The organism is Lolliginicoccus lacisalsi (assembly GCF_014841105.1).
Classification (GTDB): domain Bacteria; phylum Actinomycetota; class Actinomycetes; order Mycobacteriales; family Mycobacteriaceae; genus Lolliginicoccus; species Lolliginicoccus lacisalsi.
In genome coordinates, this window is sequence record NZ_JACYWE010000001.1 from 522,190 (window position 1) to 548,359 (window position 26,170).

A 26,170-nucleotide genomic window follows, 5' to 3' on the forward strand; every position below is an offset into this window, starting at 1 on the left:
CGTGCCAACTAGGCATTCACTGATCGCGGTGGCACTCGTCGCGAGCTGCGCGCTGGTCACATCGTGCGGCTCGGTCCCCTCGGAGCGCCCGCCGCTCGCGATCGATCGGGGCGCGGCGCCAGCCGCAGGCAGCGTGGACGGTCCAGTCGCTCCCCCAGGCCTGTCGGTACCGGACAGCGACCTGGCCTGGACGGAGTGCGGCGGCGAGATAACCGCCACGCATGAGCTGCCGCCGCTGCCACCCGGCGTCCAGCTCGACTGCGCCACCCTCATCGTTCCCGTTGATCACTCCGGCAGGCTTGGCGAGCCGATCGAGCTGGGCCTCGCGCGGGCCCGCCTCGAGGGGACGCCGATCGACGCCGCGCCGCTGGTGCTGACCACCAGTACCGCGCAAGCATCCTCCCGCGCCCTAGCGACGATGGCCGCCGACTCCTCGCCCCTGATCGCCTCCCGCCCAGTGGTTGCCGTCGATCGGCGCGGCACCGGGCGCTCCACGCCGATCAGTTGCCTCAGCCAGGGGCTGATCGAGGAGCACATCGACCTGACGCGCGATGCCGAGGACATCGCGGACCGCACCGCCGCGGTCGCCCGGATCAGCCGGGAGTCCACGCTCTCCTGCACCGATCAGCTCGAGCCGATGGAGACGTTCTTCACGGTGGAGAACGCAGCACGGGATCTCGAGCTGCTGCGTGCTGAATGGGGGCTCGACAGGCTCGCCCTCGTCGGGTCCGGGGACGGCGCGACGCTCGCGCTCACCTACGCCGCCTTGTTCCCGGAGAACGTCTCGCGGCTCGTCCTCGACTCGCCCTTGGCGATGCCTGCCACACCGCCTTCGATCCCGGGGAGCGACAACCTCGCCCGCGCCAAGCAGCAATCCGAGGGCGCCGAGGCGGCGATGGGAGCGTTCGCCGCGCACTGCACCGCCACCGATTGCGCGCTCGGCGCCGATCCGATCGCCACGATCGAGGAGATGATCGCTGACGCCCGCGCCGGCAGGCTCGGCTTCGTCACCCCAGGAACGATCATCAGCACCACCATCGGGCTGCTCGGCGACAGCAATGGCACCGCCGAGCAACGCATGGACACCCTTGCCGGTGCGCTCGCGCAAGCACGCAACCGGCAGCCCGCGGAGCTGCTGCGCCTGAGCCTGATCCAGCATGCCGCGGCCTCCTCCGACGGCCAATACATCGGCCAGTGCAGCGACACCCTTTCCCGGGCCACCGCCGCGGACGTCCAGGAGCGCGCGGAGCAGTGGCGCATCGACCATCCGATCGTGGGCGATCAGTTGCTGCTGCGCACGTTGCTGTGCACGTCCTGGCCGACCATCGAGCTTGTCCCCACCGAGCTCGAGGCACCGTTGCCGACGATGCTGCTCGAGGGGACGCGGGATCCGCGATCAGGGGCAGGCACCATTCGCGAGCTGCGCGGGCAGCTCCTCGCCAACGGTTCCTCCGTGTCCAGCGTGACCTGGCAGGGCATTGGTCATGGCGCGGTGATCAACTCCGCGTGCGCGGCAGAACAGATTGCGTTCTTCGTCACGGATGGGCAGGGTCCAGCTGCGACGACCTGCCCCCGATGACCCCGCCACTGGGTGTCATGCAGCGAAGCACGTCCGACTTGGGGTAGTTTACCTGCGTGTTTCCCTCACAGTTGACGTCACGAACTCCCCTGACCACGGCGGGCATCATCACGATGGTGGCATGGCCCTTTGCGGTCCTGACGGTGATCCACCGGACGATCATCCTGGCGTTCAACGGTGCGGTGACCAACGACTTCCTGCCGATCTATACCGCCGCGACGAACTTCCTCAACAACCGCGATGTGTATCTCGACAATTTCAACTGGACGCATCCGCATTACCTGTATCCACCAAGCGGAACACTGATGATCTCGCCGCTCGGGTACATGGACTATGACATCGCGCGGCGCACCTACATCATCATTAATGCTGTCGCGGTGCTGATCGCGGCGTACTACCTGCTGAAGCTGTTCGGCTTCGGCATCCGGTCGGTCGCGTTCCCCGTGACGGTGCTCGCGATGTTCAGCACCGAGTCCGTGTCGAATACCTTGATCTATACCAACATGAATGGGCTGATCTTCCTCGCCGAGGTCCTGTTCATCAAGTTCCTCCTCGAGCGGCGCCTATGGTGGGCCGGCGTGCCGATGGGCCTGACCATCGCGATCAAACCGATCCTGCTACCGCTTCTCGTTTTCCCCTTCCTCAAGAAGCAATGGCAACCATTCATGGGGGCCCTCGGAATACCCATCGTGCTGCTCACCATCGCCTGGCCGCTCTCAAAGGATCCGGCGCGCTTTGTCCGCGAGACCGCTCCCTACCTCGCGGAGTCGCGCGACTACTTCAACAGCGCCATCTCCGGCAATGCTGTCTACTACGGCCTGCCGGATTGGCTAGTGCTCGGGCTGCGCGGCGGAATGTCCGTGATCGTGCTCATCTCGCTGTGGCTGCTCTTCCGCTACTACCGCCACGAGGAACTGTTCTTCCTCTGCACCGCGGCCAGCGTGATCCTCACCGCGCAGTTCCTCATTGGATCGCTCGGCCAGATGTACTACTCGATGCTGATCTTCCCGCTCCTGATGACCGTGGTGATGCGCAACTCGGTCGTCCGCAACTGGCCGGCCTGGCTCGCCGCCTACGGATTCCTCACGTTCGACATGTGGTACTCGGTGCCGTGGCGGCACTTCGGCGAGGCGGCGCAGTTCCTCCGCACCACCTTCGGCTGGTCGCTCATCCTCATCGTGGTGTTCGTCGTGCTCATCAACCGCTGGCTTGACGCCCGCCGCCTCGGCACGCTCCACGAGGGACTCGATCCGCCGTACATCCGCGACGATGTCGAGTACAGCAAAATCCCGGAACGCTACCGGTACCCGGAGGGGCGGCCCGGCGACAAGGCTGACGTGGCGGAGTAGCTGGGCATCCCCCATACGGTTGCGAAGGGCATGCCGTGAAGGCATAGCGCGGGCACATTTGGATACAGGTTTCGTGACCACAATACTGCAGCTGATTGCCCTGAAATTCGAAATATCGCACGCAAACGTGCTCCTGCCCCGCTAGCCGCCTGGCCATCGCTCGCCAAATCTGATGACGGCTGGCCGCAACGCCGGGCCGCGGGGCAATTCCAGTTCTCCCCGGAAACTGACAAGGAGTGGCCCGAACCCCACCGCGCGTACGGAGTTCATGGCGCGATCGTTTCCTAAACCACTAACCGCAAAAACCGCTGCAACTTTCACCTAGCCACGCCTCACCACTGAGACCCTCCGAACATCAAAAAGTGGCGCAGATTCGACTTCAGGACGCTAGCCCAGATTCGTACTTCTTGATGTCCGGAGGGTATGACTGTGCAGCAAGCCGAATCAAATAGTCCATTGCGAAGTTTCGCAAGGCTCCCCAACGTTCGGTGCGCTGTTTCCTGGCAGCAATCCGCAGCAACAAAATTGCAGGAATAAGCCCAAGAAGTCCATGCATGAATTCATTACTCCAATAGCTGCCAGCATAGAAACCGGTCAACGCCACAGGAACAGTAGCTGAAACGAGAACATTTATGTCCACCTCAATCGCGCGAAGCGACATGTCTGGACAATATCTCTGGAGCCAAAATTTGCAATACTCAAATACATCGAAACCCAATGTTGGCTCGTTCCCGCCACCCACCGATCTACTACCACCAGAAGCGTCGGAATCATACTTCTGAAGCACGGGGTGCAAATTCACTATATCACTAACAGCGCTTGCAGAAAACAGACGAACCAGATCCTCCAGGTTAGTCTCGCCCAAGGAAGTCGACGACTTCGACTTTGCTGGATCTATATTGACGCCGTCTGAATTACTGTTGCTTAGCCCCACTTTGAGCCATCTCCACAGGTCACACAATTTGCGAACTATAAGTGCGCCCATCCATCTTACAAATTTACGAACCCCTACGTAATAGCGCAACATGGAGAACGCCGCCGACCGTGATGCGTAACCTACAATATATGCGGAACTCAGCGAAACTAGCGCTGCCGCAATGAACGCCGCACCACTTATTCCACTGAGGTAGTTCAGCACTTCTGTAATATCCGCCAACGGCGTGGAGGTGGTTGCCGTCTCCTCGACCGCCGTGCCGTTGCCGGCACCCTCGCTCAATCCCTTCACCAGCAGAAGCACGAGAACGGACATGGTGCATATACCAGGAATGAGAACACTGACAACCTGGAGCAAAACGTGATAGGTGAGGCGCTGCGAAGCCTTGTCGCTAGCCGAAAGTATTCCTGATAACGAAAGCATCCCGGACCCCATTCTCTTAGGCTAACAACAGCATGATCGTCAAGCAACAGTTTGAGGGCTAATCTTGAGACTATGCTTGAAGCTCAGAGTAGACTCTTTCCACAAGGGAATACTTCAACAATACTGCCTCTATCTATTCTTATGCGTAATGGGCGAGATCTGGCAGTATCGATTGCAATATCGGCCCTTTAACTGATATAATTAGGGCGCGTGCGTCGATATCTCCAATCCTCGCAGCAGCAAGCCGATGCGTACCATCTAGCAGCAGCATGCGATCTTGCAGACTATACACTGGAAGCAAGAGAATCGGCGGTTCTTTTGCGCTCGAGAATTCTGACGTTAGAAAGTCGATACGCGCTAGCTTTTCCGGACTGCATCGCACTCGGTTAGCAACGACATCAGATATTGCAAGTGGATGCGCGTCTACACCGTCCCACTCGGATGGGTTTCCGCTTGAATCTGCATACCAGACGGTAAACGCAGGGTCAAGATTCCCGACGTTGGATTCTAGGATCATCTCAATATCCGGATTGATTAGTTCTAGCGCTGTCCAATCCAGATTGACTCGAACACTAGGTTCAAACAGATCGCGAAACATAGTGAAATCCAATTCATCTCCTCATGCCTGATCCGAACCCACTGTCGCCATCAGATTGTCACAGCGCACATGGGCGAACTCAGAAGCTCAACCTGATTCCACAGACTACCGGACCTGACCTAGGTTCTGTGGGCCATCACGTGGCATAGGTCACGGATTGGAGGGTGAACGCTTCGGCGGCAGGATAAGAACCGCCAAACTACAATAGCTTGTCCACCGCACGCTGCCGTTGGTGGCTAGCAATGATGCCTGCTGCAACGGTGCGACTAACACTCCATCGCACACGCTGATGGAGATAGCGGGCGCTTGGAGCAGTAGGTGCTTAGCTTCCGAAAGTTTGGCGAGACTAGCCTCCATGACTAACCGAGCGCTTCAGCGACCCATCCCCTGCAGCCTCGGCCACAATCGCGACGCGAATCTAGCAGGTTCGATGAATCTGGATCTGGTCGACAGCCTTACGCATGCCTATCGATGTCATCATGACCATTTCCAGCGCGCTCCCGCTAGAACAGGTCGACACCCTCGCGCGCGATGCGGAAGCCCGCGCCGGAACCGAGGTCAGTACACGTGACCCCGCTGGCTTCGCTCGCGCACCGCACCCCCTGCGCGGTGAGGTGCTGTCCGTACTCGAGCGCCGCGGACGGTCCCGTTGGAGCGATGGCCCCGTTGGAGCATGTGCCCTTCATCGCCTCGCCGTCGAGGAGCACCGCGGAGAGGTACCACGCGATGTTCTCGTCGCAATGCTCGGGGCGCGGCGGCCGGGGCTCCTCCGCGCTCTTGATCTGGCAGGCAACCGCCGGGGAGTTGCGACCCTCCGGACCGTGGGAACCTGCAAGGCGCGGGCCGAACCAGCAGAGGATGTTTCCCGAGGGCGATTCGAAGCTCACGACCTCCCCATCGGTGAACGGATCGAGGGACGCGACAGCAACGGTGCCCTGCTCGGTCGGCGAGCCCTCCTGCTGGACCGGTTCGCTGGTGGCGGGGAGGTCAACAGCATTCGTTCCAGGCGCAGCGCTCGCCGTGGGTCCCGCGGAGTCCGCGTCGCCGCCCATGCCATTGGCGCATCCGACGAGCATGATGCACGCCAGCGCTCCCCCAGCCACGCGACCGATTGTGTTCTTCGCCATGCCGAGCAGTGTACGCATACCGTTTTTCCGGCCCGCGGAGCCGCATGTGACGCCCGTCATTGCCCCGACGGCAAACTATCCGGTACACATTGACCAAGACAACTTCGAGGTTGTTCGGCGCAACGCAGCGCCCCATAGACGGCAAGCCCACTCCGCGGCGAGAGCCGCGACACCATCCGAAGGGATACCAACGTTGCTATCCAGCACCGCTCCAACCACATACACCACCCGCACCCTGATCATCGGCACCGGATTCTCCGGCATGGGCATGGCCATCCAGCTCCTGCGCTCCGGCCAGTCCGACTTCCTCATCATCGACAAGGCCGATGATTTCGGCGGCACCTGGCGCGACAACACCTACCCCGGGTGCGCCTGCGACGTGCCCGCGCACATGTACTCGTTCTCGTTCGAGCCCAACTCCCGCTGGAGCAAGCTGTGGGCCGAGCAGCCCGAGATCTTCGACTACATGAAGTCCGTCGCGGCGAAGCACGACCTGCAGCGCTACACCCACTTCGGCCGCACCTTCACTGGGGCAGAGTGGAACGAGACCAGCCAGACCTGGACGGCCACGACAGCCGAGGGCGACACCTACGAAGCGGAGTTCCTCGTCTCCGGCGTCGGCGCTCTCCACATCCCCAGCATCCCCCGGTTCACCGGGGACGAGGAGTTCACGGGCACCTCGTTCCACTCCGCGCGCTGGGACCACAGCGTCGACCTGCGCGGCAAGAAGGTCGCGGTGATCGGCACCGGCGCGAGTGCCATCCAGTTCATCCCGCAGATCGTCGACGACGTGGCAGAGCTGCATCTCTACCAACGGACGCCCGCGTGGGTGCTGCCCCGCACCAACGTGCCGATCCCCGCCCCGGCCCGCGCCGCGATCACCCGGGTACCCGGACTGCGGAAAGCAATCCGTGGCAGCCTCTACAGCATCCAGGAGTCGCTGGCGTTCGGGCTCAACGGCAACGCGAACGTCATGAAGCCCCTCGAATCCCTGGGCAAGTGGAACGTGGCGCGGTCGATCAAGGACCCCGAGCTTCGCAGGAAGCTGACGCCGGACTACCGGATCGGCTGCAAGCGCATCCTCGGCTCCTCGACGTACTACCCTGCTCTCGCCCGCGAGCACACCACGGTGGTCACCGGCGGCATCGAGCACTTCACCGCGACCGGAATCGTCGGTGCGGACGGTGTCGAGCGCGAGGCCGACGTCATCATCTACGGCACCGGCTTCCACGTCACCGATTCGATGGACAGCGTCGACATAATCGGGCGCGACGGCCTGAACCTTGGCGAGCAGTGGCGTGACAAGGGCATGAAGACCCATCTCGGCATCACCGTCAACGGGTTCCCCAACGCGTTCTTCCTGCTCGGCCCCAATACCGGGCTTGGCCACAACTCCGTGGTGTTCATGATCGAGCAGCAGATCGGCTACATCCTGGAAGCCATGCGCATCGCCAACCAGCGCGATTCCGCCGTCGAAGTCACCGTCGCGGCGCAGCGCGCCTTCAACGACGAGATCCAGGAGAAGCTCGCTGCCGGCGTTTGGTCAACGGGTGGCTGCAAGAGCTGGTACCTCGACGCACAGGGCGTGAACCGCACCATCTGGCCCGGCTACACCTTCCAGTACAAGGCCCGCACGAGGAAGGTCAACGTGTCCGACTTCGTCGTGCACAAGAAGCGCGAGGACTCGCTCCCGGCTGCAAGCTGAGCACCGCGACTGCGGGGGTGGCCCGAGATCGGGTCACCCCCGCAGTCGCGTTCGTCTCGCTTTGGTCTCGTTCTCCCCAGCGAAACACCGGCAACCGCAGCGAATGGTGTGATGCACGGAAGGACTGCGGGCAGCACCGGGCACTCCCGTCGAGAAGGATCCCAGGCCCGGATCACGTGCAGGAGAACAGGGGCCATGATCGTGACCATCTCCACCACCACACCCAAGCCTGGCCGCGGGCCACGGAACCGGTGGCCGCGGGCGGTCACACTGCTGCTCGCCCTTGCCACTGCCCTGGCGTTCGCCGTGCTGCCGGCCTCCGCGGACACTGTCACCGCCACGATCCCCGTCGGCGACTTGCCGCGATCAGTGGCGATCCCCCCCGACGGCACCCGCGCATATGTCACCAACCAGATTGGGCCCTCAGTGTCGGTGATCGACACCGCCACCAACAGTGTGGTCGCCACCGTCCCCATCGGCGGCAGCGGTCCGTTCGAGGTGGCCATCACCCCCGACGGCACCCGCGCCTACGTCACAACGGTCTCTACTAGCCCTAGCAACTCGGTGTGGGTGATCGACACCACCACCAACACCGTCATCGACAGCATCGCCGTCGGCGTCCCCCAGAGCGATATTGCAATCTCCCCTGACGGCACCCGTGCCTACGTCACGCACTCGAACGGTGGGGTGGTGCTGGTGATCGACACCGCCACCAACACTGTTGTCGGCGACCCCATCCCTGTCGGCTCCGTGCCGCGCGGGGTGGCGATCACCCCCAACGGCGCCCGCGCCTACGTCGCCAACTTCAATGGCGCCTCGGTGTCGGTGATCGACACCGCCACCAACACCGTCGTTACCACCATCGGAGTCGACAACAATCCGAACACTGTGGCCATCACTGCCGACGGCACCCGCGCCTACGTCGCCAACCAAAGCGGTTCGGTTTCGGTGATCGACACCGCGACCAACGCCGTGATTGACACGATCTCCGTCGGAGCCGCCCTGTTCGGGGTGGCGGTCACTCCTGATGGCACCCGCGTCTACGCCACCCGGATCTTCAGTAGCTCGGTCTCAGTGATCGACACCGCCACCAACACCGTTATCCAGACCGTCGGAGTCGGCAACACCCCGATCGGGTTGGCGATCACCCCCGACGGCACCCGCGTCTACGTCGCCAACCAGATCCAGTACACGGTGTCGATGATCACCATCGAGGTTGCGCCGACGATCGCCGGCACTCCCCCCGCCGGCACCGTCGGGCTGCCCTACAGCTTCACCTTCACCACCACCGGACTTCCTGAACCGATGGTCTTTACCTCCGACCCACTGCCCGCCGGGCTAGCACTCGCCGGCGACGGCACGATCTCGGGCACCCCCACCGAAAGTGGCTCGTTCCCGATCACTGTCACCGCCACCAACGCGATCGCCCCCGACGACACCCTCAACGTCGTGATCGAGATCGCGCCGCAACTGTGCATCGGCTCGATCTGCCTGCCACCGGGATCATTGGGCAGCTAGGCCATTCCTGACGTGGGCGCCCCGGAGCGCTGCGAGCTCGTTTCATGCGTTGTCCCCACGATCTTGGTGCTGCCATGGCAGCATCAGCCCCCGCACCACTGTCCGTTTCACGGCAGGGCGAGCCAGCCCCCTATGCAAGGATCGCCAGTGCCAGCAACCACAGGCAAGCCCCGAAACCGGTGGCTCATCGCCGCCCGAACGATCGTCCCGACGGTCATCGTTGCCCTCGCTGCGGCGCTGCCAGCCTCCGCCGCCGCAGACACCGTGATCGACACCATCACCGTCGGCGACGGCCCGACCGGGCTGGCCATCACCCCCGACGGCGCCTTCGTCTACACCACCGACCAAAACAGCGACACGGTGTCGGTGATCAACACCGCCACCAACGCCGTCACCCGCACCATCACGGTCGGCGACGGCCCGGCTGCGGTGGCGATCACGCCTGACGGCGCCCAGGCTTACGTCACCAACAGGCTGGACGACACGGTGTCGGTGATCAACACCGCCACCAACGCCGTCACCGGCACCATCACCGTCGGCGACGGCCCGGCTGCGGTGGCGATCACGCCTGACGGCACCCAGGCGTACGTCACCCACGCGAACGATGGCACGGTGTCGGTGATCAATCCCGCCACCAACGCCGTCACCGATACCGTCACCGTCGGCAGCCCCCCGATCGGTGTGGCAATCACGCCTGACGGCACCCGCGCCTACGTCACCAACCTCGGCGGCAATAGCGTGTCAGTGATCGACACAGCCAACAACGCTGTCACCGACACCGTCACCGTCGGCACCGGCCCGCGTGGGGTGGCCATCACCCCCGATGGAACCCGCGCCTACACCACCAACCAGAGTGGCTCAGTATCGGTGATCGGCACAGCCACGGATTCTGTCATCGACACGATCACCGTCGGTTCATCCTTGGCCGAAGTGGCGATCACGCCCGACGGCGCTCGCGTCTTCGTTACCGGCATCTTCACTGGCTCGGTGAGGGTGATCGACACAGCTAGCAACACCCTCGTCGACACCATCACCGTGGGCAACTTCCCGGTCGGAGTGGCTATCTCCCTCGACGGCACCCGCGCGTACGTCGCCAACTCGATCGACGACTCAGTATCGGTCATCGCGATCGACGTTGCCCCAACCATCACCGGCGCACCCTCCGCCGGAACACCAGGCGAGCCCTACACCTTCGCCTTCACTGTCTCGGGCTCCCCGGAACCTGCTGTCACCACCGCCGACCCGCTGCCCGCCGGGCTGAGCCTCAACTCCGATGGCACCTTGTCGGGCACCCCCACCGAGACCGGGACCTTCCCCATCACCGTCACGGCGTCGAACGGCATCACCCCAGACGCCACCACCAACGTGGTGATCGAGATCGCCCCCGCCGAGTGCTCCGGCTCGATCTGTGGGTCTACAGGGTCCTCGGGCAGCTAGGCCCCGCTAGCGGCACGGGACCGGAAAACCTATTAGCGTTGTGGCATGGGTTCTGATCAATTGCCACCGCCGCGCTTCGAGCTTGCTGATGCCGAGTGGCGGAAGAAGTTGTCATCCATCGAGTACGCGGTACTGCGGCAGGCCGGGACGGAGCGCCCGTTCACCGGCGAGTACACCGACACCACCACCGAGGGCATCTACGAGTGCCGGGCGTGCGGGGCGGAGTTGTTCCGCAGCAGCGAGAAGTTCTCCTCGCACTGCGGCTGGCCGTCGTTCTTCGATCCGGCCGACTCGGATGCGGTCCTGCTGCGGGAGGACCGCTCGCTGTTCACGCGCCGCGTGGAGGTAGTGTGCCGCAACTGCCATAGCCACCTGGGGCATGTGTTCGAGGGCGAGGGCTATCCCACGCCCACCGACCAGCGGTACTGCATAAACTCGGTTTGCCTGCGGTTGCGGCCCACGGAGTAACCGCGCACGCGCCGGGCTCAGCCCCGGAAGCGTTACCGTTGGCACCCTCCCGCGGCCGTGCGAGGGTGCAAAACCGCACACAACGCGGCAATCGAGGCGCGGCCACCTCGTGCCAGCGCGCAGCGTCAGGGCAGCGCCCGCACCAATGCCTCGGGCTCCACGCGCGGACCGGGGTAGAAGGGGATCTCCTCGCGCACGTGCAGCCGCGCCTCGGTGGCGCGCAGGTCACGCATGAGATCGACGATGCGGTGCAGCTCGGGCGCCTCGAAGGCGAGGATCCACTCGTAGTCGCCGAGGGCGAACGAGCTCACGGTGTTCGCGCGCACGTCGGGATAGCCCCGGGCAGCCTTGCCGTGATCGGCGAGCATGGTGCGGCGCTCGGCGTCGGGCAGCAGGTACCAATCGTAGGAGCGCACGAAGGGGTAGACGCAGATGTAGTTGCCGGGGTCCTCTCCGGCGATGAACGCGGGGATGTGGCTCTTGTTGAACTCGGCGGGCCGGTGCAGGGCTGCGACGCTCCATACGGGGCTGCTCGCGCGCCCGAGGATCGTGGTGCGCCGGAAGTCCTGGTAAGCGGCTTGCAGCTGCTCGATGGTCTCGGCGTGCGTCCAGATCATGAAGTCGGCGTCCGCGCGCAAGCCCGAGACGTCGTAGAGGCCACGGACGATCACGCCCCGCTGGTCGAGGTCATCGAGGTAGCGCTGCAGGTCCGCGCGCGCGGCCTCACGGTCCTCGCCGAGGAGGCCGGGCTCCACCCGGTACACGGAAAACATGAGGTAGCGGATGGTGTCGTTGAGCGCCTTGTAATCGAGCCGTGCCATGCGCCCTATCCTGCCACGCCCGAGAGTGCTTGCGCGACGGCGGCGTCGGCGGTGGCGATGCAGGCGGGGACGCCCACGCCATGGAGGTAGGCCCCGGCGAGCGCGAGGCCGGGCATGGGCGCGACGGCCTGCTCGATGGTGGTCACGCGCTCGGCATGGCCTGGCTCGTACTGGGGCAGCCCGTCCCGCCAGCGCTGCACGCGCGTGGCGAGCGGTTCTTCGGCCACTCCGGTGACGGTGCTCAGGTCGGCGCGAGCGATGTCGATGATCCGCGCATCTGGCTGGTCGAGGATGCTGGTGCCGGGATCATCTCCGAACCGTCCGAGGGAGACGCGCACGAGGTTGCGGTGCGCCTGGTGGGTCCACTTGCGGCTGGTGAAGGTGAATGCCTTCGCGGCAAGCTCCTCTCCGGTGGCGACGAGCACGCCGGAGTGCTGCGGGATCCCGGCGTCGAGCGGCAGGTCGAGGGTGACCAGCGCCGCGGATGCGTGCTGGATGCGGGCTAGCTCGTGGGATGCTTCCGGGGCTGCCTGCGCGAGCAGCCGGCCAGCAGCGTGCGCAGGCGTGGCGATGACGACGATATCGGCGTGCCCCAGCACTCCTGCGTCCCATCCTCGGCCGTCCGCGCGCAGGGGCCGGTCGAGGAAGTCCTGCGTTCGCTCAGCGCGGGCCGCACGCTCGAGAGCGTCGATGAGGATGCGATAGCCGTCGCGGAAGGTGGCGAACACCGGTCCTGCCGGTCCGGGTCGCAGGGCCGAGCGGGCGGCGGCGGTGATGCTGGTGGCCCCGCGATCGAGCGCGGCAGCGAGCTCGGGCGTGGCTGCCCGCACGCCGATGTGCTCGGTACCGCCGCCGTAGACGCCCGCCATCAGGGGATCCACGGATCGCTGGACCACGCGGGGGCCGAAGCGCTCAGCGAGGAGCTGCCCGAGGCTGGCATCCTGGCCAGGCTTCCAGTCCAGGGGCAGGCCCGGCTCGGCGGCGATGCGGGCAAGCGTCGTGTCATCAACGAGGCCTTCGAGGGCCTCGGGGCCCAGGGGAATGCCCATGAACGTGCCCGCCGGCATGGGGTGGAGCTCATGCCCGGCCCAGATCGCGGGGCGCAACCCGGACGGGTGGACGAGCTGTTCAGCGATGCCGAGCTCCGCCGCGAGGCTCGTCACCTCGGGCCGGCGGCGCACGAATGCCTCCGCGCCCAGCTCCACCGGTCCCCCGGACTGCCCGACCTCCCCGGTGCGGAGCTTGCCGCCGCTACCAGGTTCAGGGTCCGCGACCACGATCGTGGCGGCATCGCCGAGCTGCTGACGCAAGCGGTAGGCGGCGAGGAGCCCGGAGATGCCCGCGCCGAGCACGAGAGCACGTGGCGAGCCGACCATCAGAGCGAGTGCACCAGCTCGACGACCCGGGTGATCACGGTCGGGTCGGTATCGGGCAGCACGCCGTGGCCGAGGTTGAAGATGTGCCCGGTCGCACCGGCTTGCTTCGCGGCATCGGCCTCGCGGATGATGCGCCGCACCTCCCGCTCGATCGTCGCCCAGTCCGCGAACAGTACCGCGGGATCGAGGTTGCCCTGGATCGCCTTGCCGGGACCGATCCGTCGCACGGCCTCGTCGAGCGGGACGCGGAAGTCCACGCCCACCACGTCCGGCCCGGCCTCGCTCATCGCGCCGAGCAACTCGCCGGTGCCCACCCCGAAGTGGATGCGGGGCACGCCGGTGGAGGCGAGCTCATCGAGGATGCGGCTCGAGTGGGGCAGGACGAACCGGCGGTAGTCCGCGAGCGACAACGCGCCTGCCCAGGAATCGAAGAGCTGGATCGCATCGACCCCGGCGCGGACCTGCGCCTGCAGGAAGACGATGGCGATGTCGGCGAGCTTGCCGAGCAACGCGTGCCAGGATTCGGGATCGCTATGCATCAGCGCCTTGGTGTGCTCGTGGTTGCGGCTCGGGCCGCCCTCCACGAGGTACGAGGCGAGGGTGAACGGGGCACCGGCGAAACCGATCAGCGGGGTATCGCCGAGCTCGTTGACGAGCAGCCCGATCGCATCGGAGACCGCGCCGACCTCCTCCGGCCGCAGGCGCGGGAGAGCGGCGATGTCCGCGGCCGTGCGCAACGGGTTCTGCACGACGGGGCCGCGGCCAGCAACGATGTCGAGATCCACCCCGGCAGCCTTGAGCGGCACCACGATGTCGGAGAACAGGATCGCGGCATCCACTCCGTGACGGCGCACCGGTTGCAGGGTGATCTCCGCGACAAGCTCGGGCCGGAAGCAGGACTCGAGCATCCCGATGCCCTTGCGGAGCTCGCGGTACTCGGGGAGGGAACGGCCTGCCTGGCGCATGAACCACACGGGGCGCTGGCTCGGGCGGGAACCAGTGGCGGCGGCGAGGAACGGGGCAGCGGGGAGCAGGCGGCGGCGGGTCGCGCCCGCCAACCTCGGCAGTGAGTCACTCATGATGCCTCCATCCTCCCACGGCTCGCGTCGTGCCCGGTGCCACATCGGAGCGAGATCGTCGGCACGTGGCGCGAATCATGCTTCCCAGGCATTCATCTCAGCACAGAACGGTTTCAGACCGTCACGAGCAACGGCGCGCCTCCGCGTTGTGCCGGCGTGTCACCGATACCGTCCGATTCGTGACGACTCAAGGGCCACCAAGCGAACCGGAACCGTTCCGCACTGCGGTCGAATCCATGACAAGCGCGGCCGTGCGCCCAGAGATCAAGCTGGGCCCCATCCGGCCGCCCCAGCGGCTCGCGCCGTTCAGCTACGCGCTCGGCGCGGAGATCAAGCACTCGGCCAGCGAGCCCGTCGGGGAGTACTCCGATGGCGACGCCTTCGGTCGGCTCATCCTGCTCTACGATCCGCAGGGCGATGAGGCCTGGCAGGGCACGCTCCGGCTCGTGGCCTACATCCAGGCCGACGTGGATGCCGCGCTCGCCGAGGACTCGCTGCTGCCCGAGGTGGCGTGGAGCTGGCTGCACGACGCGCTCGAGGGCCGCACGGCCGAGTACGTGGCGCTCGGCGGCACCATCACCGCGACCACATCGGTCCGGTTCGGCGAGATCGCCGGGCCCCCGAAGGCACACCAGCTGGAGATGCGCGCCTCCTGGACGTCGCAAACGTTGATGATCAAGCCCCAGGTCGAGGCATTCTGCGAGGTGCTCGAGTACGCGGCCGGACTGCCCCCGGTCGGTATCACGTCCATCAGCAACCGCTTCCCCACCGCATGATCACGGCCCGGGCCGCGCATGCCGTCCGCCCCACGCGGTGATCGCGTAGCCTTGCCATCCATGGGCGCATCACTGGGCGACAATCCCCCCGAACCCGACACATCGCCACCCGTCCCCCTGCTCGCGCCCCGCGACGGCGCGCCCACGCTGGTATCCACCCCGGATGCTCTCGCCGCCGCGGTCGAGGCGCTGGCCTCCGGCAGCGGGCCCCTCGCCGTCGATGCCGAGCGCGCCTCCTCATACCGCTACTCCGCCCGCGCCTACCTGGTGCAACTGCGCCGCGCGGGCTCGGGAACGATCCTCATCGACCCGATCGGCCTCGAAGGCGAGTTCGATGATCTCGCCGAGGTCATCAATCCGCTCGAGTGGATCCTCCACGCCGCGGACCAGGACCTCCCGGGCCTCGCCGAGCTTGGCCTCCGGCCAGCGCGACTCTTCGACACCGAGCTCGCGAGCAGGCTCGCCGGCTTCGAGCGGGTCGGCCTCGCTGCGGTCACCGAGCGGCTCCTCGGCCTCAGCCTCGCCAAGGGCCACGGTTCCGACGACTGGTCGCGCCGCCCCCTGCCCGCGCCCTGGCTCAACTACGCCGCGCTCGACGTCGAGATCCTCATCGAGCTGCGTGACATCCTCGGCGACGAGCTCGCCGAGCAAGGCAAGGCAAGCTGGGCGGCGCAGGAGTTCGAGCACGTGCGCACCCGCGAGCCCGCGCCACCCAATCCGCAGCGGTGGCGGCGCACCACCAACATTCACACCGTGCGCGACCGCCGGGGCCTCGCCATCGTCCGCGAGCTGTGGCTGCAGCGCGACCGGATCGCCGCCGGAGCCGACATCGCTCCCAAGCGGCTCCTTCCCGATGCGGCACTGGTCGCCGCCGCGAACGAGCAACCAGCAACGGTCGCGGAGCTCCTCGGGCTCCGCAGCTTCAACGGTCCCCGGCAACGGCGCCGCGCCTCGTCCTGGTTCGCCGCGATCCAGCGTGCCCGGGCCGTCCCGGCGAGCGAGCTGCCCCCCACCCGGCTGCCGGGTGACGCCAGCGGCCGCGGCGGCACCCCGCGGCCGCGCACGGGCACGGATGCCGCGCAGCGCTACACCGCCATGCGCGAGGCCCTCACCGCGATGAGCACCACGCACGCGGTGCCGGTGGAGAACCTGCTGCCGTCCGATCTCGTGCGCCAGCTCGCGTTCGACCCACCCGAGCCGCTCGATGTCGCTAGTGTCCGAAGTGCACTGATCGCTGGTGGTGCTCGGGACTGGCAGGCAGAACTGGTGGCCGAGCCCATCGAGAAAGCACTCCAGGCGGCGTTCCCGCCGGAGGACAAGGAAGTGGGAACCCCGTGACACGCCCCCAGTTGGCTCGCTCGGTGGCCGCATGCTGCGCCGCGCTCGTTGCCCTTGGCCCGGCAGCGGCCTGCTCCGGCGGGATCCTCGGCAACCGCGGCGGCGATACAACGTGCGCTGACTTCCTCAGCCAGGACGAGGAGGCGCAGCGCGAGACCATCCGCGTCTACCTCGAGGAGCGCGAGGGCAACGAACCGATCAATCTCGAGATCGCCACGACACGCGTGATCATCGTCGGATACTGCACGACCTTTGCCCGCGACAGCGACCCGATCCGGTCGATCGAGGGGTAGGCCGCCACCCGGCGCGGCTGATCTCAGGCTCCGGGCGCGCCGGATGCCTTGGCGTTCAACTCATGGACCGCTGCGGCGGGCGCATCGTCGGCATAGCCGTTGCGCAGCGCCACTGGCTCCTCGCGCGCGATCCAGCCCGTCACCTGCCGGGAGACGTCCTGCGCCGCGAGGCCCAGCTCGGCAAGGATCTCGCTGCGCGACGCATGGTCGAGGAAGCGCTGCGGCACACCGATCTCGCGGAATCGCGTATCCACCTCGGCGGCGCGCAACGCAGCGGCAAGCGCGGCGCCCGCCCCGCCGTGCACCCCGGAATCCTCCAGCGAGACCACGAGCCTGTGCCGGGTCGCGAGCTGCACGATGCTCGCCGGCACCGGCAGCACCCATCGCGGATCGACGACCGTAGCGGTGATGCCCTGGCCGCGGAGCAGAGACACGGCCTCGAGGGCGAGCGCGGCGAAGGGCCCCACTGCCACGAGCAGCACATCCGCGGGCTCGCGCGAGGACCCAAGCAGCACGTCGACGCCATCCCGGAGTCGCTCCGCCGCGGGGATGGCGTCGCCAACCGGGCCCTTGGGGAAGCGCAGCGCGGTCGGGCCGTCGTGGACGAGCAACGCCTCGCCCAGTTCCTCGCGCAACGTCGCGGCGTCACGCGGGGCCGCGACGCGCATGCCGGGGATGATGCCGAGCAGCGACAAGTCCCACATCCCGTTGTGGCTGGCGCCATCGGAGCCGGTGATACCTGCGCGATCGAGGACGAGCGTCACGGGCTGGCCCAGCAGCGCGACGTCCATGAGCAGCTGGTCGAACGCGCGGTTGAGGAACGTCGAGTAGACCGCCACCACCGGATGCATGCCGCCCATGGCGAGGCCGGCGGCCGAGGTCACGGCATGCTGCTCGGCGATGCCGACATCGAACATGCGATCGGGGTAGCACTTGCCGAATGCCGCCAGGCCGGTCGGTCCCGCCATCGCTGCGGTGATCGCGACGATGTCCTGGCGCTCGCGGGCGCGCTGGATCAGCTCGTCGGAGAACACGGACGTCCAGTCGACGATCGGCTTGCTCATGGCCGCGCCGGTCAACGGATCGATCACCCCGGTCGCGTGCATCTGGTCCGCCTCGTGCGTCTCGGCGGGCCGGTAGCCCCGCCCCTTGCTCGTCACCGCGTGCACGATCACCGGACCACCGAAGTCCTTCGCGAGCCGCAGGGATGCCTCCATGGCGTGGAGGTCATGGCCATCGACGGGGCCGAGGTACTTCACGCCCAGATCGGAGAACATCGTCTGCGGGCTCACCGCGTCCTTGATCCCGGCCTTCATCCCGTGCAACATCGCGTAGGCAGTATCACCCACGAGCGGGATCCCCTTGATCGCCTTGCGGCTGCTGTCGAGGACCTTCTCGTACCCGGAATGCAGGCGCAGCGCCGCGAGATGCTCGGCGAGCCCCCCGATAGTCGGGGCGTAGGAGCGGCCGTTGTCATTGACGATGATCACCACAGGCCGGTTGGCGCTCGCGATATTGTTCAGCGCCTCCCAGCACATGCCGCCGGTCAGCGCGCCATCGCCCACGATCGCGACGACATGCCGCACGGGGCCGCCGGAAAGCTCGAACGCCTTGGACAACCCATCGGCGTAGGACAAGGCCGCGGAGGCATGCGAGGACTCCACCAAGTCATGCTCGCTCTCCGCGCGGCACGGGTAACCCGAGAGGCCGCCGCGCTTGCGCAGCGTATCGAACTGGTCCGCCCGGCCCGTGACGATCTTGTGCACGTACGCCTGGTGCCCCGTATCGAACAGGATCGCATCATGCGGGGAGGCGAAGACCCGGTGCATCGCTAGCGTCAGCTCGACCACGCCGAGATTCGGCCCGAGATGACCTCCGGTCGCCGCTACCTTCCGCACGAGGAACTCCCGGATCTCCCGGGACAGGGCGACGAGCTCGCCCTGGTTGAGGTCCCGCAGATCACTGGGTGTTCGCACACGATCGAGAAGCCCCAACGAGACACTCCATTCGTCTTGTGGCATCCGCTTTCCGGGGCCGCCCTCGCGGCCACGGTTCCTCCTAGTCTACGGATTCCACCCCGCGGTTCCATTCGATAGCCGGGATTGCCACGTCATCGCTGCAGCAGCGCCACGCATTCCATGTGGTGGGTCAGCGGGAATGCATCGAGCACGCGCAGGTCCGCGAGCTCGTAGCCTTGCTCGGCGTACAACGCGCAATCCCGCGCGAACGCGGCGGGATCGCACCCGATGTGGATGATCCGGTCCGGCCCCGCGGCAGCGACCCGCTCGATCACCTCGCGGCCCGCGCCCGCCCGTGGCGGATCCAGCACCACGACGGTGGGGCGCTCCGCGAGCTCCGGGAGCGCGCGCGCCGTGGGCATGGCGTGGAAGCGGACCTGGGGCAGCCCGGCGAGCGCCTGCTCCCCCGCGGCGACGGCACGCGCGTCCGCCTCCACGGCCTCCACCCGTCCGCCGGGGCCGACCTGGCCAGCAAGGACATGCGCGAACACGCCCGCGCCGCTGTAGAGGTCCCACGCGACGTCGCCAGGACCCGCCGTGCTCCACTCCCGCACCACGGCGCTGTACCGCTCGGCCGCGTGCCGGTGCGCCTGCCAGAATCCTGTCGCCGGCAGTTCCCATGCCGCATCGCCTACCACCTGGGCAGTGTCGCCGGAGCCCTCGAGGATGCGGACCTCGCTCCGGTGCGCCGCGCGTGCCCGCCGCGACGCAGCACGTTGACGGGAGCCGCCCTGCGACCCGCTCGCCCGGCCCCGCGAGTCGGGGGCGGTGACCGTCTCCACGATGTGCCGCTGGCCGGACGAGTCAGCGACCACCAGGAGCTCGCAGCCCGGGCGCCACCCGCGATCGCCGATCCCGTCGAGCAGCCCGGCCATCGCCTGCGGGCACCGCAGGTCCGCGACCACCTCGCTGCCCCGGTACCGGCGGTAGCCGGCGTTGCCCTCCCGGTCCACCGCCAAGCGCACCCTGGTGCGCCAGCCAGTAAGCTCCGGCTCGCCGTCCTCATGCAGCGATTCCACTCGCACAGCACGCTCGATATGGGCGATGCGGCGCAACTGGCCCTCGACCACGCGCGCCTTCCAGTCCCGCTGCGCTGCGGCATCCATGTGGGACAGGTCGCAGCAGCCAGCGCCATTGCTCGACGCGGCATCCCCCTCGCTGCCCGTCGCCACGGGGCACAGGGGCTCCACCCGGTGCTCCGAGGCCTCGATCACCTCAGTCACAACAGCGAAGCAGTATCCGCCACCCCGGTCCTCGGTCACCCGTGCCAGCACGCGCTCGCCCGGGATGCCGTGGCGCACGAACACCACGCGCCCCTCGTGCCGCGCGACGCAGAAACCGCCGTGGGCAGGATCGCCAAGCACCACATCCACCTCGCGGCCCACCCAGCCGGGGTCACGCGGCTCGCGTCGCTGGTCGTGGTCGCTGCCCTGGCCGCCCGGCCCGGATCGGCGCGTCATGTTTCCGTCCTTTGCTCATCATCAAGGGATGCCTCCTGCTCGAGGACGCGATCGGCGCGCCGCACAGCAAGCACCGTCACCACGAATGCCAGGGCCGCGAGCGGCCACCCCATGGACAGCCGCGCGAACGCGAGCCAGCCCGTCTGGTCCGTGTCATACAAGTGGGCCTGAACCAGGTAGCGGGCAGCGAACACCAGCACCCACGCCCCGGTCGCGAGGTCGTAGTAGCGCCGCGCGGCCTTGCTGCGCCGCCACTGCGTGCCCTTCTCGCTCAGGAAGCTCCAGATCACACCCACCAGCGGCCATCGCAGCAGCAGCGACAGGGCGAACACCGACCCATAGGCCAGGTTGGTGTAGATGCCGAAGAGGAAGAATCCCCGGGCCTCGCCCGTGCGGTGCGCGATGAACGCGGCGATGCCCACGCCAATGAATCCCGAGATAGCAGGCTGGATCTGGTCCCGGCGCGCGAGGCGCCAGGCGAGCACGGCCCCCGCCGCCGCGAGCGCCACCCACAGCGCGACCGTGAGGCCCGCGATGGTGTTCACGACGATGAAGACCACGATCGGCACCGTCGACTGGACTAGTCCGCTCGCGCCACCGAGTTGCTCCATGCGCGATTGCCGCTGCTCTTCCATCACCCTAGAAGGGTGCCATAGATGCAGCGCGCGTCCTATCTGCCGCCTCTCGCGCCAAACGATGTTTGTAGCGACGGCAATCCGGGCATACTGCAAATCGACATAGCCCACGACCATCGCCGAGAACGGGGAAGAACATGACCCTCAAGCTCAACCGCCGCCTGCGCACGCTTCTCATCGCGGGTGCCGCTGCCCCAGTCCTAGCGATCGCCGGATGCGCGGGCAACTCAGGAGGCGATACCACCTGCTCGGAGTTCGCCGAGCAGTCGCAGGAGGAGCAGCGCGAGACGATCTCCACCTACGTCCAGGAGCAGTCCGGCAGCGATTCCGAGCCAGCAGCGCTAGCCGTGGACGCCGCGATGGTAGCGGTGACGGCGCTGTGCGCTGTCGAGAACAACGGGGATACCCCCATCCGCGAGGCCGACCTCGACCCCAACACGAACTCCGGCGACTAGCTGGGACGCTGCTCGACCTCGAAGTCGAACAGCACATCATCGCCATTGACCTCGGTGACCTCTACGAGCACATCGTAGAGGTCACCGTCGTCTGTGAGGGTGCAGGTTAGCGTGGCGCCCACCTCCGCGTCGAGGTCATCCGGGCACTCCACGAGCTCCGGCTCGCGACCCACCTGGGTAGCGAGCTCCGCGCTGATCTGGCTGGCCACTTCCTCCTGGTCAACGACCTTGCCGCCGATGCTCAGGCTGCCGGAGCAGGCGGTGAGGGCGCCGAGCGCCACGAGCGATGCCAGGCCAGCGGCCACACGAGTGGTCGCAATACGAGATCGAGTCATGACGCTTCCTCCGAATCGGGCGATCAGCCGTGATCAGTCTTGCACACGCAGCTGGGCCGTGCGGGCCAACGATTCGGCAGGGTCCGGCGGTGCTCGCAAGCCCGATCGGGCCCAGCGCGCGAGACGCGCATTCGCTCAAGAATTGGCCTGAGGCCCCCGAGGGAGCGTGATCAACCTCGGGGGCCTCGCGTCGTTAACCCTACAGCCGTCTCGTTAACCTGTTGGACATTGGGGGTGCCCGTGTCGCGCCGTGGCTTCCCAGTGGCTCACGGGACCGTCGGCACCGCTCGCAGGAAGCTGCCCGACATCGCGACGGCCGGCGCCGAGGAGTCCGCCCCCACCACCAGCGTCGCGAACGCGATGTCTTCGGTCAGCCCGATGAACCACCCATTCGCCGGCGCTCCCGCGACCTCGGCGGTCCCGGTCTTGCCCCCGAGCCCGGCGATGTCCGCGAGCGCTGTCGCTGTTCCGCTGCGCACGGTCTCGCGCATCATGTCGCGGATCGCCTCCGCCACCCCTGGCTCGAGGCGCGTCGGGGTGCTATCGCTGGTCGTGGTCTCGCCGTCGATCAAGGAAGGCACCACCATCTGGCCATCGTTGCTCAGCGACGCCACCGCGAGTGCCATGCCGAAGGGGCTCGCGAGCACCTCTCCCTGCCCGATCGCGGCCTCCACGCGCGCCGGGCCGCCCTCGGTGACGGGAACGCTGCCGGTGATGGTGGTCAGGCCGGGGATCCCGAGATCAACTCCCAGGCCCAGCGATCGGGCCGTGCTGGTCAGCGCATCGGGAGCGAGCGCCACGGCGAGCATCGCCTGCGTCGTGTTGCAGGATCGGGCGAACGCGGTGCGCAACGGAACCTCGCCCAGGTCGAACTCCTCGTCATTGGGGATGGTGCGGCCCTCGATAGTCGCGATGCCGGGGCACGGCAGCACCTCGCTGGGCTCGGTGATGCCCGCCGCCAATGCCGCCGAGGTGGTGACGATCTTGAACGTGGAGCCTGGCGCGTACAGTCCCGTGAGGGCGACCGGCCCCTCGGCGCTCGCTGACTGGTTCTGCGCAACGGCGAGCACCTCGCCCGTACCGGGCTCGAGCGCGACGATCATGGACGGCAATCCGCTGCTTTCCACCGCGTCCTGGGCGGCCTGCTGCACGGCGAGGTCAAGGGTCGTGGCGATCTCGGGTACCTCGGCGGGATCCTCTCCGGCCACCTGGATCGTCTCGTCGGGATTGTCGATCGTCACCGACCATCCGCTGTCCCGCTCCAGGATCTGCTCCCAGGCCTCCGGCAACCCCTGGTATGCCGGGGAGGCCATGCCACGGCGGGCGGTGAGCAGCCGGGCCTGATCGGCAAGCCCCACGCCGTCGACGCCAGCGAGAGCCTCCCGCACTGGCGCGATGTCCTCGTCCCGCCGGGTCACCACGACGTAGTTGCCCGCAGCATCCGCGAGCCCGTCGGCGATCGATCCCGCCGTGATCGAGGGCACCACCGGACTGACCAGGGCCGCCACCCGGGCTGCGACATCCTCGGTTCCCGACGTCTCGGCGGCCTCCCGGTCGATCGAGACAACCGTGACGGGCTGCCAGGTCATCACGGGCTCGCCGGAACGATCAACGATGGGGGTGTCGAGGTCAAGCACATCGGAGTACAGCAGGCGACCCCCTGCCGCCAGGCGGGAGTCGAGGACGGCAGGAGACCAGTCGATGCGCGCGCCCGCCGGGGTGTCGACAGCGGTCGCCTCGCCCTCGGTAGTGACGACGCGCCCATCGGCGAGGTCCCACACCGTGACAAGGGCACCCGCCCCGTCCGCGACCTCGATGCTGGCTCGCAGCGACTCGGCGCTCATCCCGTCGAGGCTCGCTCGCAGCGCCTGCTCCGCCGCAGCCGGATCGGTGGTCAACGCCGCTGCCGCCGCCGCGTCCCCGGTGCCGAGCGCCTCCGCGAATGCCTCGAGCGCCTCGGCCTTCTCATCGGTGAACAGTCCGCACGACGTCACGAGCATGGCGGTTGCGGCGATCAGCGGCACCACCGGCGCCCAGCGTCGTCGCGCCTTCATCGGCTCTGCTGGCATGGATCAATAGCAGCACGTCGCAGCGCTGCTGTCGACCTCGATCGCCATCCTCCCCGGAATTCCGGTAGCGTCTCTCAGCGTTGCGCGCCCGCGCGGATGTCCGCGTACGGCCTCTCGTCCTCGCGCAACGCGCAGACAAGACCGGAGGACACGATGCTCGCACGCTGGGGCACCACCCTGGTACACCGACGATGGCTCATCGCCATCACGACCACCATCGTCGTGCTCGCGGGCGGCGTCTGGGGCATCGGCGTCTTCGCCAAGCTCTCCCAGGGCGGCTACGAGCCCGACGGCAGTGAATCCGTCCGCGTCGCGGCAATGCTCGGCGACACCGGCCTCGTCGAGCATGCCGACCTCGTGCTCGTCTACACTGCCCCCTCGCCCCGTGGCATCAACAACCCCCGGCTGGCCGATCGCATCAACACCACCCTGGACTCCCTTCCCCCCGAGCGGGTTCGCGGTGTCACGTCCTACTGGTCGGTGCAGCGCGAGCAGCAGGAAGCCCTCAGCGCGATGATGCGCGCACAGGTCGCCGGGCAACCGCAGCCCGTGGCTCCCGCCGAGCGTGCTGCCGCCGCCGACGCGCTCGCCGCCTTCTCCGACTCCGAGCAGCAGAGCGGCGTCGCCACGATCAAGCTCGCCGGCGACTCCGTGGAGGACCTGTTCGCGAACTACGCGGCCATCCGGGACTCCCTTCCCGTGGAGGGGGCAGAGCTCAGCATCGGTGGCATGGTCGCGATGGGCGAGGCCATGAACGCCCGCGCGCAGAAGGACCTCGCCATCGCCGAGGCCACCGCCATCCCCCTCACGCTGATCCTGCTCGTCATCGTCTTCGGTGGGCTCGCTGCCGCGTCCCTTCCCGTCGTCACCGGCGGCCTGGCCATCCTCGGCTCCATGGGCATCCTTCGTGTCATCTCGTTCAGCACCGAGATCAGCGCCTTCGCCCTGAACATGTCCATCCTGCTGGGGCTCGGCATGGCCATCGACTACAGCCTCTTCCTCGTCTCCCGCTTCCGCGAGGAGATCTCGCGCGGCCGGGACATCCCCGCCGCGGTCCGCGCCATCGTCGCCACCGCCGGGGCCACAGTGCTGTTCTCCGGCTCGCTGCTCATCCTCGCGCTCGCTGGGATGCTGCTCTTCCCGCAACCGTTCATCCGATCGCTCGCGCTCGGCGGCATGGCCTCCGTGGCCATCGCCATGCTCCTCGCCCTCACCGTGATCCCCGCGGCCATGGCCATCCTGGGCACCCGGATCGCCAGCCACCGCCTCCAGCGAACCACCAACCACGGCGCGAGCGCGAGCTACGAGCGGCTCGCCCGCTGGGTCATGCGCCGGCCCGTTACCATCGCCGCGCCCATCCTGCTGGTGCTCATCATTGCCAGCATCCCCGCGCTCGCGATCAACTTCGGCGAGTTCAGCGCCCGCTCCCTGCCGAAGAACGAACCGTCCCGCATCGCCACCGAGATGCTCGCCGCGGAGTTTCCCGCCATCACCGCGAGCAACGCCTACGTGCTCGCCCGCTCCACCAGCGCCAGCGAGCCTCCCCCGCCTGGCCAGACCGACCGCGTAGCCACCAGCCTCGAGCAGCTCGACGGCATCACCACGGTCCGCTCGCGCGGAAGCCACACCAACTACACGGTGCTCGTGGCCACCCTCGCCGAACCACCAGGCAGCGAAGCAGCCCACCAGACCATCCGCGACATACGCGGAATCGCCCCGCCCGACGGCATCGAGATCCTCGTCGGCGGTTCGGACGCACAGGCCGCGGACTCCGTCGACGCCACCCGCGCCACGCTGCCCATCATGCTGCTCGTCATCGCCGGCGCCGCGCTCGTGATCCTCTTCCTCGCCTTCGGCTCCCTCGCGCTGCCCGTCAAAGCCGTGCTGATGAGCCTGCTCAGCCTCGGCGCCTCCCTTGGCATCGTCGTCACGATCTTCCAGTTCGGCTACGGCGCTGATCTGCTCGGCGTCACCCCCGCGCCGCTCGACGTCGGCGTCACCGTCATCATCATCGCCGTGCTGTTCGGGCTCTCCACCGACTACGAGGTCTTCCTCGTCTCGCGCATCGCCGAGGCCCGCCGCCGCGGCGCGAGCACCGAGGACGCCATCGCTACCGGAGTAGCCCACACCGGGCGCATCATCACCACGGCCGCGCTGCTGCTCATCCTGGTGATCGGGGCGTTCGGCATCTCCAGCATCCCCATGATGCGCATCCTCGCCGTCGGCATGGTGACGGCCCTCGTGCTCGACGCCACCGTCATCCGGCTGCTGCTCGTGCCCGCGGTGATGAAACTGATGGGCGAATCAAGCTGGTGGCTGCCACGGCCCGCGCGCGCCATCTACCAGCGATTCGCCATCAGCGACCACTAGCGCGGGA

At 67.2% G+C, this 26,170-nt stretch carries 21 protein-coding genes; 11 read left to right on the forward strand and 10 right to left on the reverse strand.

The window, feature by feature from the left end:
* Position 1 precedes the first annotated feature (1 nt).
* Positions 2 to 1,579, forward strand: a complete 1,578-nt coding sequence (locus HT102_RS02410) for an alpha/beta fold hydrolase (RefSeq protein WP_192037791.1) — start codon at positions 2 to 4, stop codon at positions 1,577 to 1,579.
* A 113-nt stretch (positions 1,580 to 1,692) separates the two neighbouring features.
* A complete protein-coding gene (locus HT102_RS02415) occupies positions 1,693 to 2,928 on the forward strand; it encodes a glycosyltransferase family 87 protein (protein ID WP_192038017.1) in 1,236 nt (411 codons plus the stop codon).
* Positions 2,929 to 3,307: 379 nt separating this feature from the next.
* Here the strand turns inward: HT102_RS02415 and HT102_RS02420 are convergent, their stop codons facing one another.
* Both HT102_RS02420 and HT102_RS02425 read right to left on the reverse strand, forming a co-directional pair.
* Positions 3,308 to 4,177 carry a hypothetical protein gene (locus tag HT102_RS02420; RefSeq protein ID WP_192037792.1) on the reverse strand — a complete coding sequence of 290 codons (870 nt, stop codon included), beginning with the start codon at positions 4,175 to 4,177 and terminating at the stop codon, positions 3,308 to 3,310.
* A 1,209-nt stretch (positions 4,178 to 5,386) separates the two neighbouring features.
* The gene (locus HT102_RS02425; protein WP_192037793.1) at positions 5,387 to 6,010 is read right to left on the reverse strand and encodes a DUF6636 domain-containing protein; all 624 of its coding nucleotides are present in this window, start codon (positions 6,008 to 6,010) and stop codon (positions 5,387 to 5,389) included.
* A gap of 193 nt (positions 6,011 to 6,203) precedes the next feature.
* Here HT102_RS02425 and HT102_RS02430 point away from each other — a divergent pair, with 193 nt between their 5' ends.
* From HT102_RS02430 to msrB, 4 genes are all read left to right on the forward strand, one after another.
* Positions 6,204 to 7,715: a flavin-containing monooxygenase gene (locus HT102_RS02430; RefSeq protein ID WP_225443060.1), complete on the forward strand. Its 1,512-nt coding sequence runs from the start codon at positions 6,204 to 6,206 to the stop codon at positions 7,713 to 7,715.
* Positions 7,716 to 7,910: 195 nt separating this feature from the next.
* Positions 7,911 to 9,233, forward strand: coding sequence for a beta-propeller fold lactonase family protein (locus HT102_RS02435; protein WP_192037795.1), 1,323 nt, complete (start codon positions 7,911 to 7,913; stop codon positions 9,231 to 9,233).
* 147 nt (positions 9,234 to 9,380) lie between these two features.
* A complete protein-coding gene (locus HT102_RS02440; RefSeq protein WP_333473242.1) occupies positions 9,381 to 10,670 on the forward strand; it encodes a beta-propeller fold lactonase family protein in 1,290 nt (429 codons plus the stop codon).
* Between the two features lie 45 nt (positions 10,671 to 10,715).
* Positions 10,716 to 11,138 carry a peptide-methionine (R)-S-oxide reductase MsrB gene (gene msrB, locus HT102_RS02445; protein WP_192037797.1) on the forward strand — a complete coding sequence of 141 codons (423 nt, stop codon included), beginning with the start codon at positions 10,716 to 10,718 and terminating at the stop codon, positions 11,136 to 11,138.
* Positions 11,139 to 11,263: 125 nt separating this feature from the next.
* On the opposite strand, the gene hemQ is transcribed toward msrB, so the two are convergent.
* The 3 genes from hemQ to hemE are packed head-to-tail and all read right to left on the reverse strand — an operon-like array spanning position 11,264 to position 14,414.
* The gene (hemQ, locus tag HT102_RS02450; protein WP_192037798.1) at positions 11,264 to 11,959 is read right to left on the reverse strand and encodes a hydrogen peroxide-dependent heme synthase; all 696 of its coding nucleotides are present in this window, start codon (positions 11,957 to 11,959) and stop codon (positions 11,264 to 11,266) included.
* A 5-nt stretch (positions 11,960 to 11,964) separates the two neighbouring features.
* Positions 11,965 to 13,335, reverse strand: coding sequence for a protoporphyrinogen oxidase (locus HT102_RS02455; protein ID WP_192037799.1), 1,371 nt, complete (start codon positions 13,333 to 13,335; stop codon positions 11,965 to 11,967).
* Positions 13,335 to 14,414: a uroporphyrinogen decarboxylase gene (hemE, locus tag HT102_RS02460; RefSeq protein ID WP_192037800.1), complete on the reverse strand. Its 1,080-nt coding sequence runs from the start codon at positions 14,412 to 14,414 to the stop codon at positions 13,335 to 13,337. Before hemE ends, HT102_RS02455 begins: the two co-directional genes overlap by 1 nt.
* A gap of 179 nt (positions 14,415 to 14,593) precedes the next feature.
* Between hemE and HT102_RS02465 the strand changes: the two genes are divergently transcribed.
* Genes HT102_RS02465 through HT102_RS02475 form a run of 3 tightly spaced genes read left to right on the forward strand, consistent with a single transcriptional unit; the run spans position 14,594 to position 16,821 of the window.
* On the forward strand, positions 14,594 to 15,190 hold the full coding sequence (locus tag HT102_RS02465) for a DUF3000 domain-containing protein (RefSeq protein ID WP_333473243.1): 597 nt from the start codon (positions 14,594 to 14,596) through the stop codon (positions 15,188 to 15,190).
* 60 nt (positions 15,191 to 15,250) lie between these two features.
* Positions 15,251 to 16,528, forward strand: coding sequence for an HRDC domain-containing protein (locus HT102_RS02470; protein WP_192037802.1), 1,278 nt, complete (start codon positions 15,251 to 15,253; stop codon positions 16,526 to 16,528).
* Positions 16,525 to 16,821 carry a hypothetical protein gene (locus HT102_RS02475; RefSeq protein WP_192037803.1) on the forward strand — a complete coding sequence of 99 codons (297 nt, stop codon included), beginning with the start codon at positions 16,525 to 16,527 and terminating at the stop codon, positions 16,819 to 16,821. The genes HT102_RS02470 and HT102_RS02475 overlap by 4 nt, the downstream gene beginning before the upstream one ends.
* A 23-nt stretch (positions 16,822 to 16,844) precedes the next feature.
* On the opposite strand, the gene dxs is transcribed toward HT102_RS02475, so the two are convergent.
* The 3 genes from dxs to HT102_RS02490 form a co-directional block, all read right to left on the reverse strand.
* Positions 16,845 to 18,815 carry a 1-deoxy-D-xylulose-5-phosphate synthase gene (dxs, locus tag HT102_RS02480; protein ID WP_192037804.1) on the reverse strand — a complete coding sequence of 657 codons (1,971 nt, stop codon included), beginning with the start codon at positions 18,813 to 18,815 and terminating at the stop codon, positions 16,845 to 16,847.
* 116 nt (positions 18,816 to 18,931) lie between these two features.
* Complete coding sequence (locus HT102_RS02485; protein WP_192037805.1) at positions 18,932 to 20,299, reverse strand: class I SAM-dependent RNA methyltransferase; 1,368 nt, start codon at positions 20,297 to 20,299, stop codon at positions 18,932 to 18,934.
* A complete protein-coding gene (locus tag HT102_RS02490; protein ID WP_192037806.1) occupies positions 20,296 to 20,937 on the reverse strand; it encodes a DUF3159 domain-containing protein in 642 nt (213 codons plus the stop codon). Before HT102_RS02490 ends, HT102_RS02485 begins: the two co-directional genes overlap by 4 nt.
* Positions 20,938 to 21,071: 134 nt before the next feature.
* On the opposite strand from HT102_RS02490, the gene HT102_RS02495 reads away from it, so the two are divergent.
* Complete coding sequence (locus HT102_RS02495; RefSeq protein ID WP_192037807.1) at positions 21,072 to 21,389, forward strand: hypothetical protein; 318 nt, start codon at positions 21,072 to 21,074, stop codon at positions 21,387 to 21,389.
* Here HT102_RS02495 and HT102_RS02500 read toward each other — a convergent pair.
* Positions 21,386 to 21,724 (reverse strand): DUF4333 domain-containing protein, encoded by a 339-nt coding sequence (locus HT102_RS02500; protein ID WP_192037808.1) that lies wholly within the window; start codon positions 21,722 to 21,724, stop codon positions 21,386 to 21,388. The two genes, HT102_RS02495 and HT102_RS02500, sit on opposite strands and share 4 nt — an antisense overlap.
* A gap of 266 nt (positions 21,725 to 21,990) precedes the next feature.
* A complete protein-coding gene (locus tag HT102_RS02505) occupies positions 21,991 to 23,793 on the reverse strand; it encodes a penicillin-binding transpeptidase domain-containing protein (RefSeq protein ID WP_225443062.1) in 1,803 nt (600 codons plus the stop codon).
* Positions 23,794 to 23,946: 153 nt separating this feature from the next.
* Between HT102_RS02505 and HT102_RS02510 the strand changes: the two genes are divergently transcribed.
* Positions 23,947 to 26,163, forward strand: a complete 2,217-nt coding sequence (locus HT102_RS02510; protein WP_192037809.1) for an MMPL family transporter — start codon at positions 23,947 to 23,949, stop codon at positions 26,161 to 26,163.
* Positions 26,164 to 26,170: the final 7 nt, after the last annotated feature.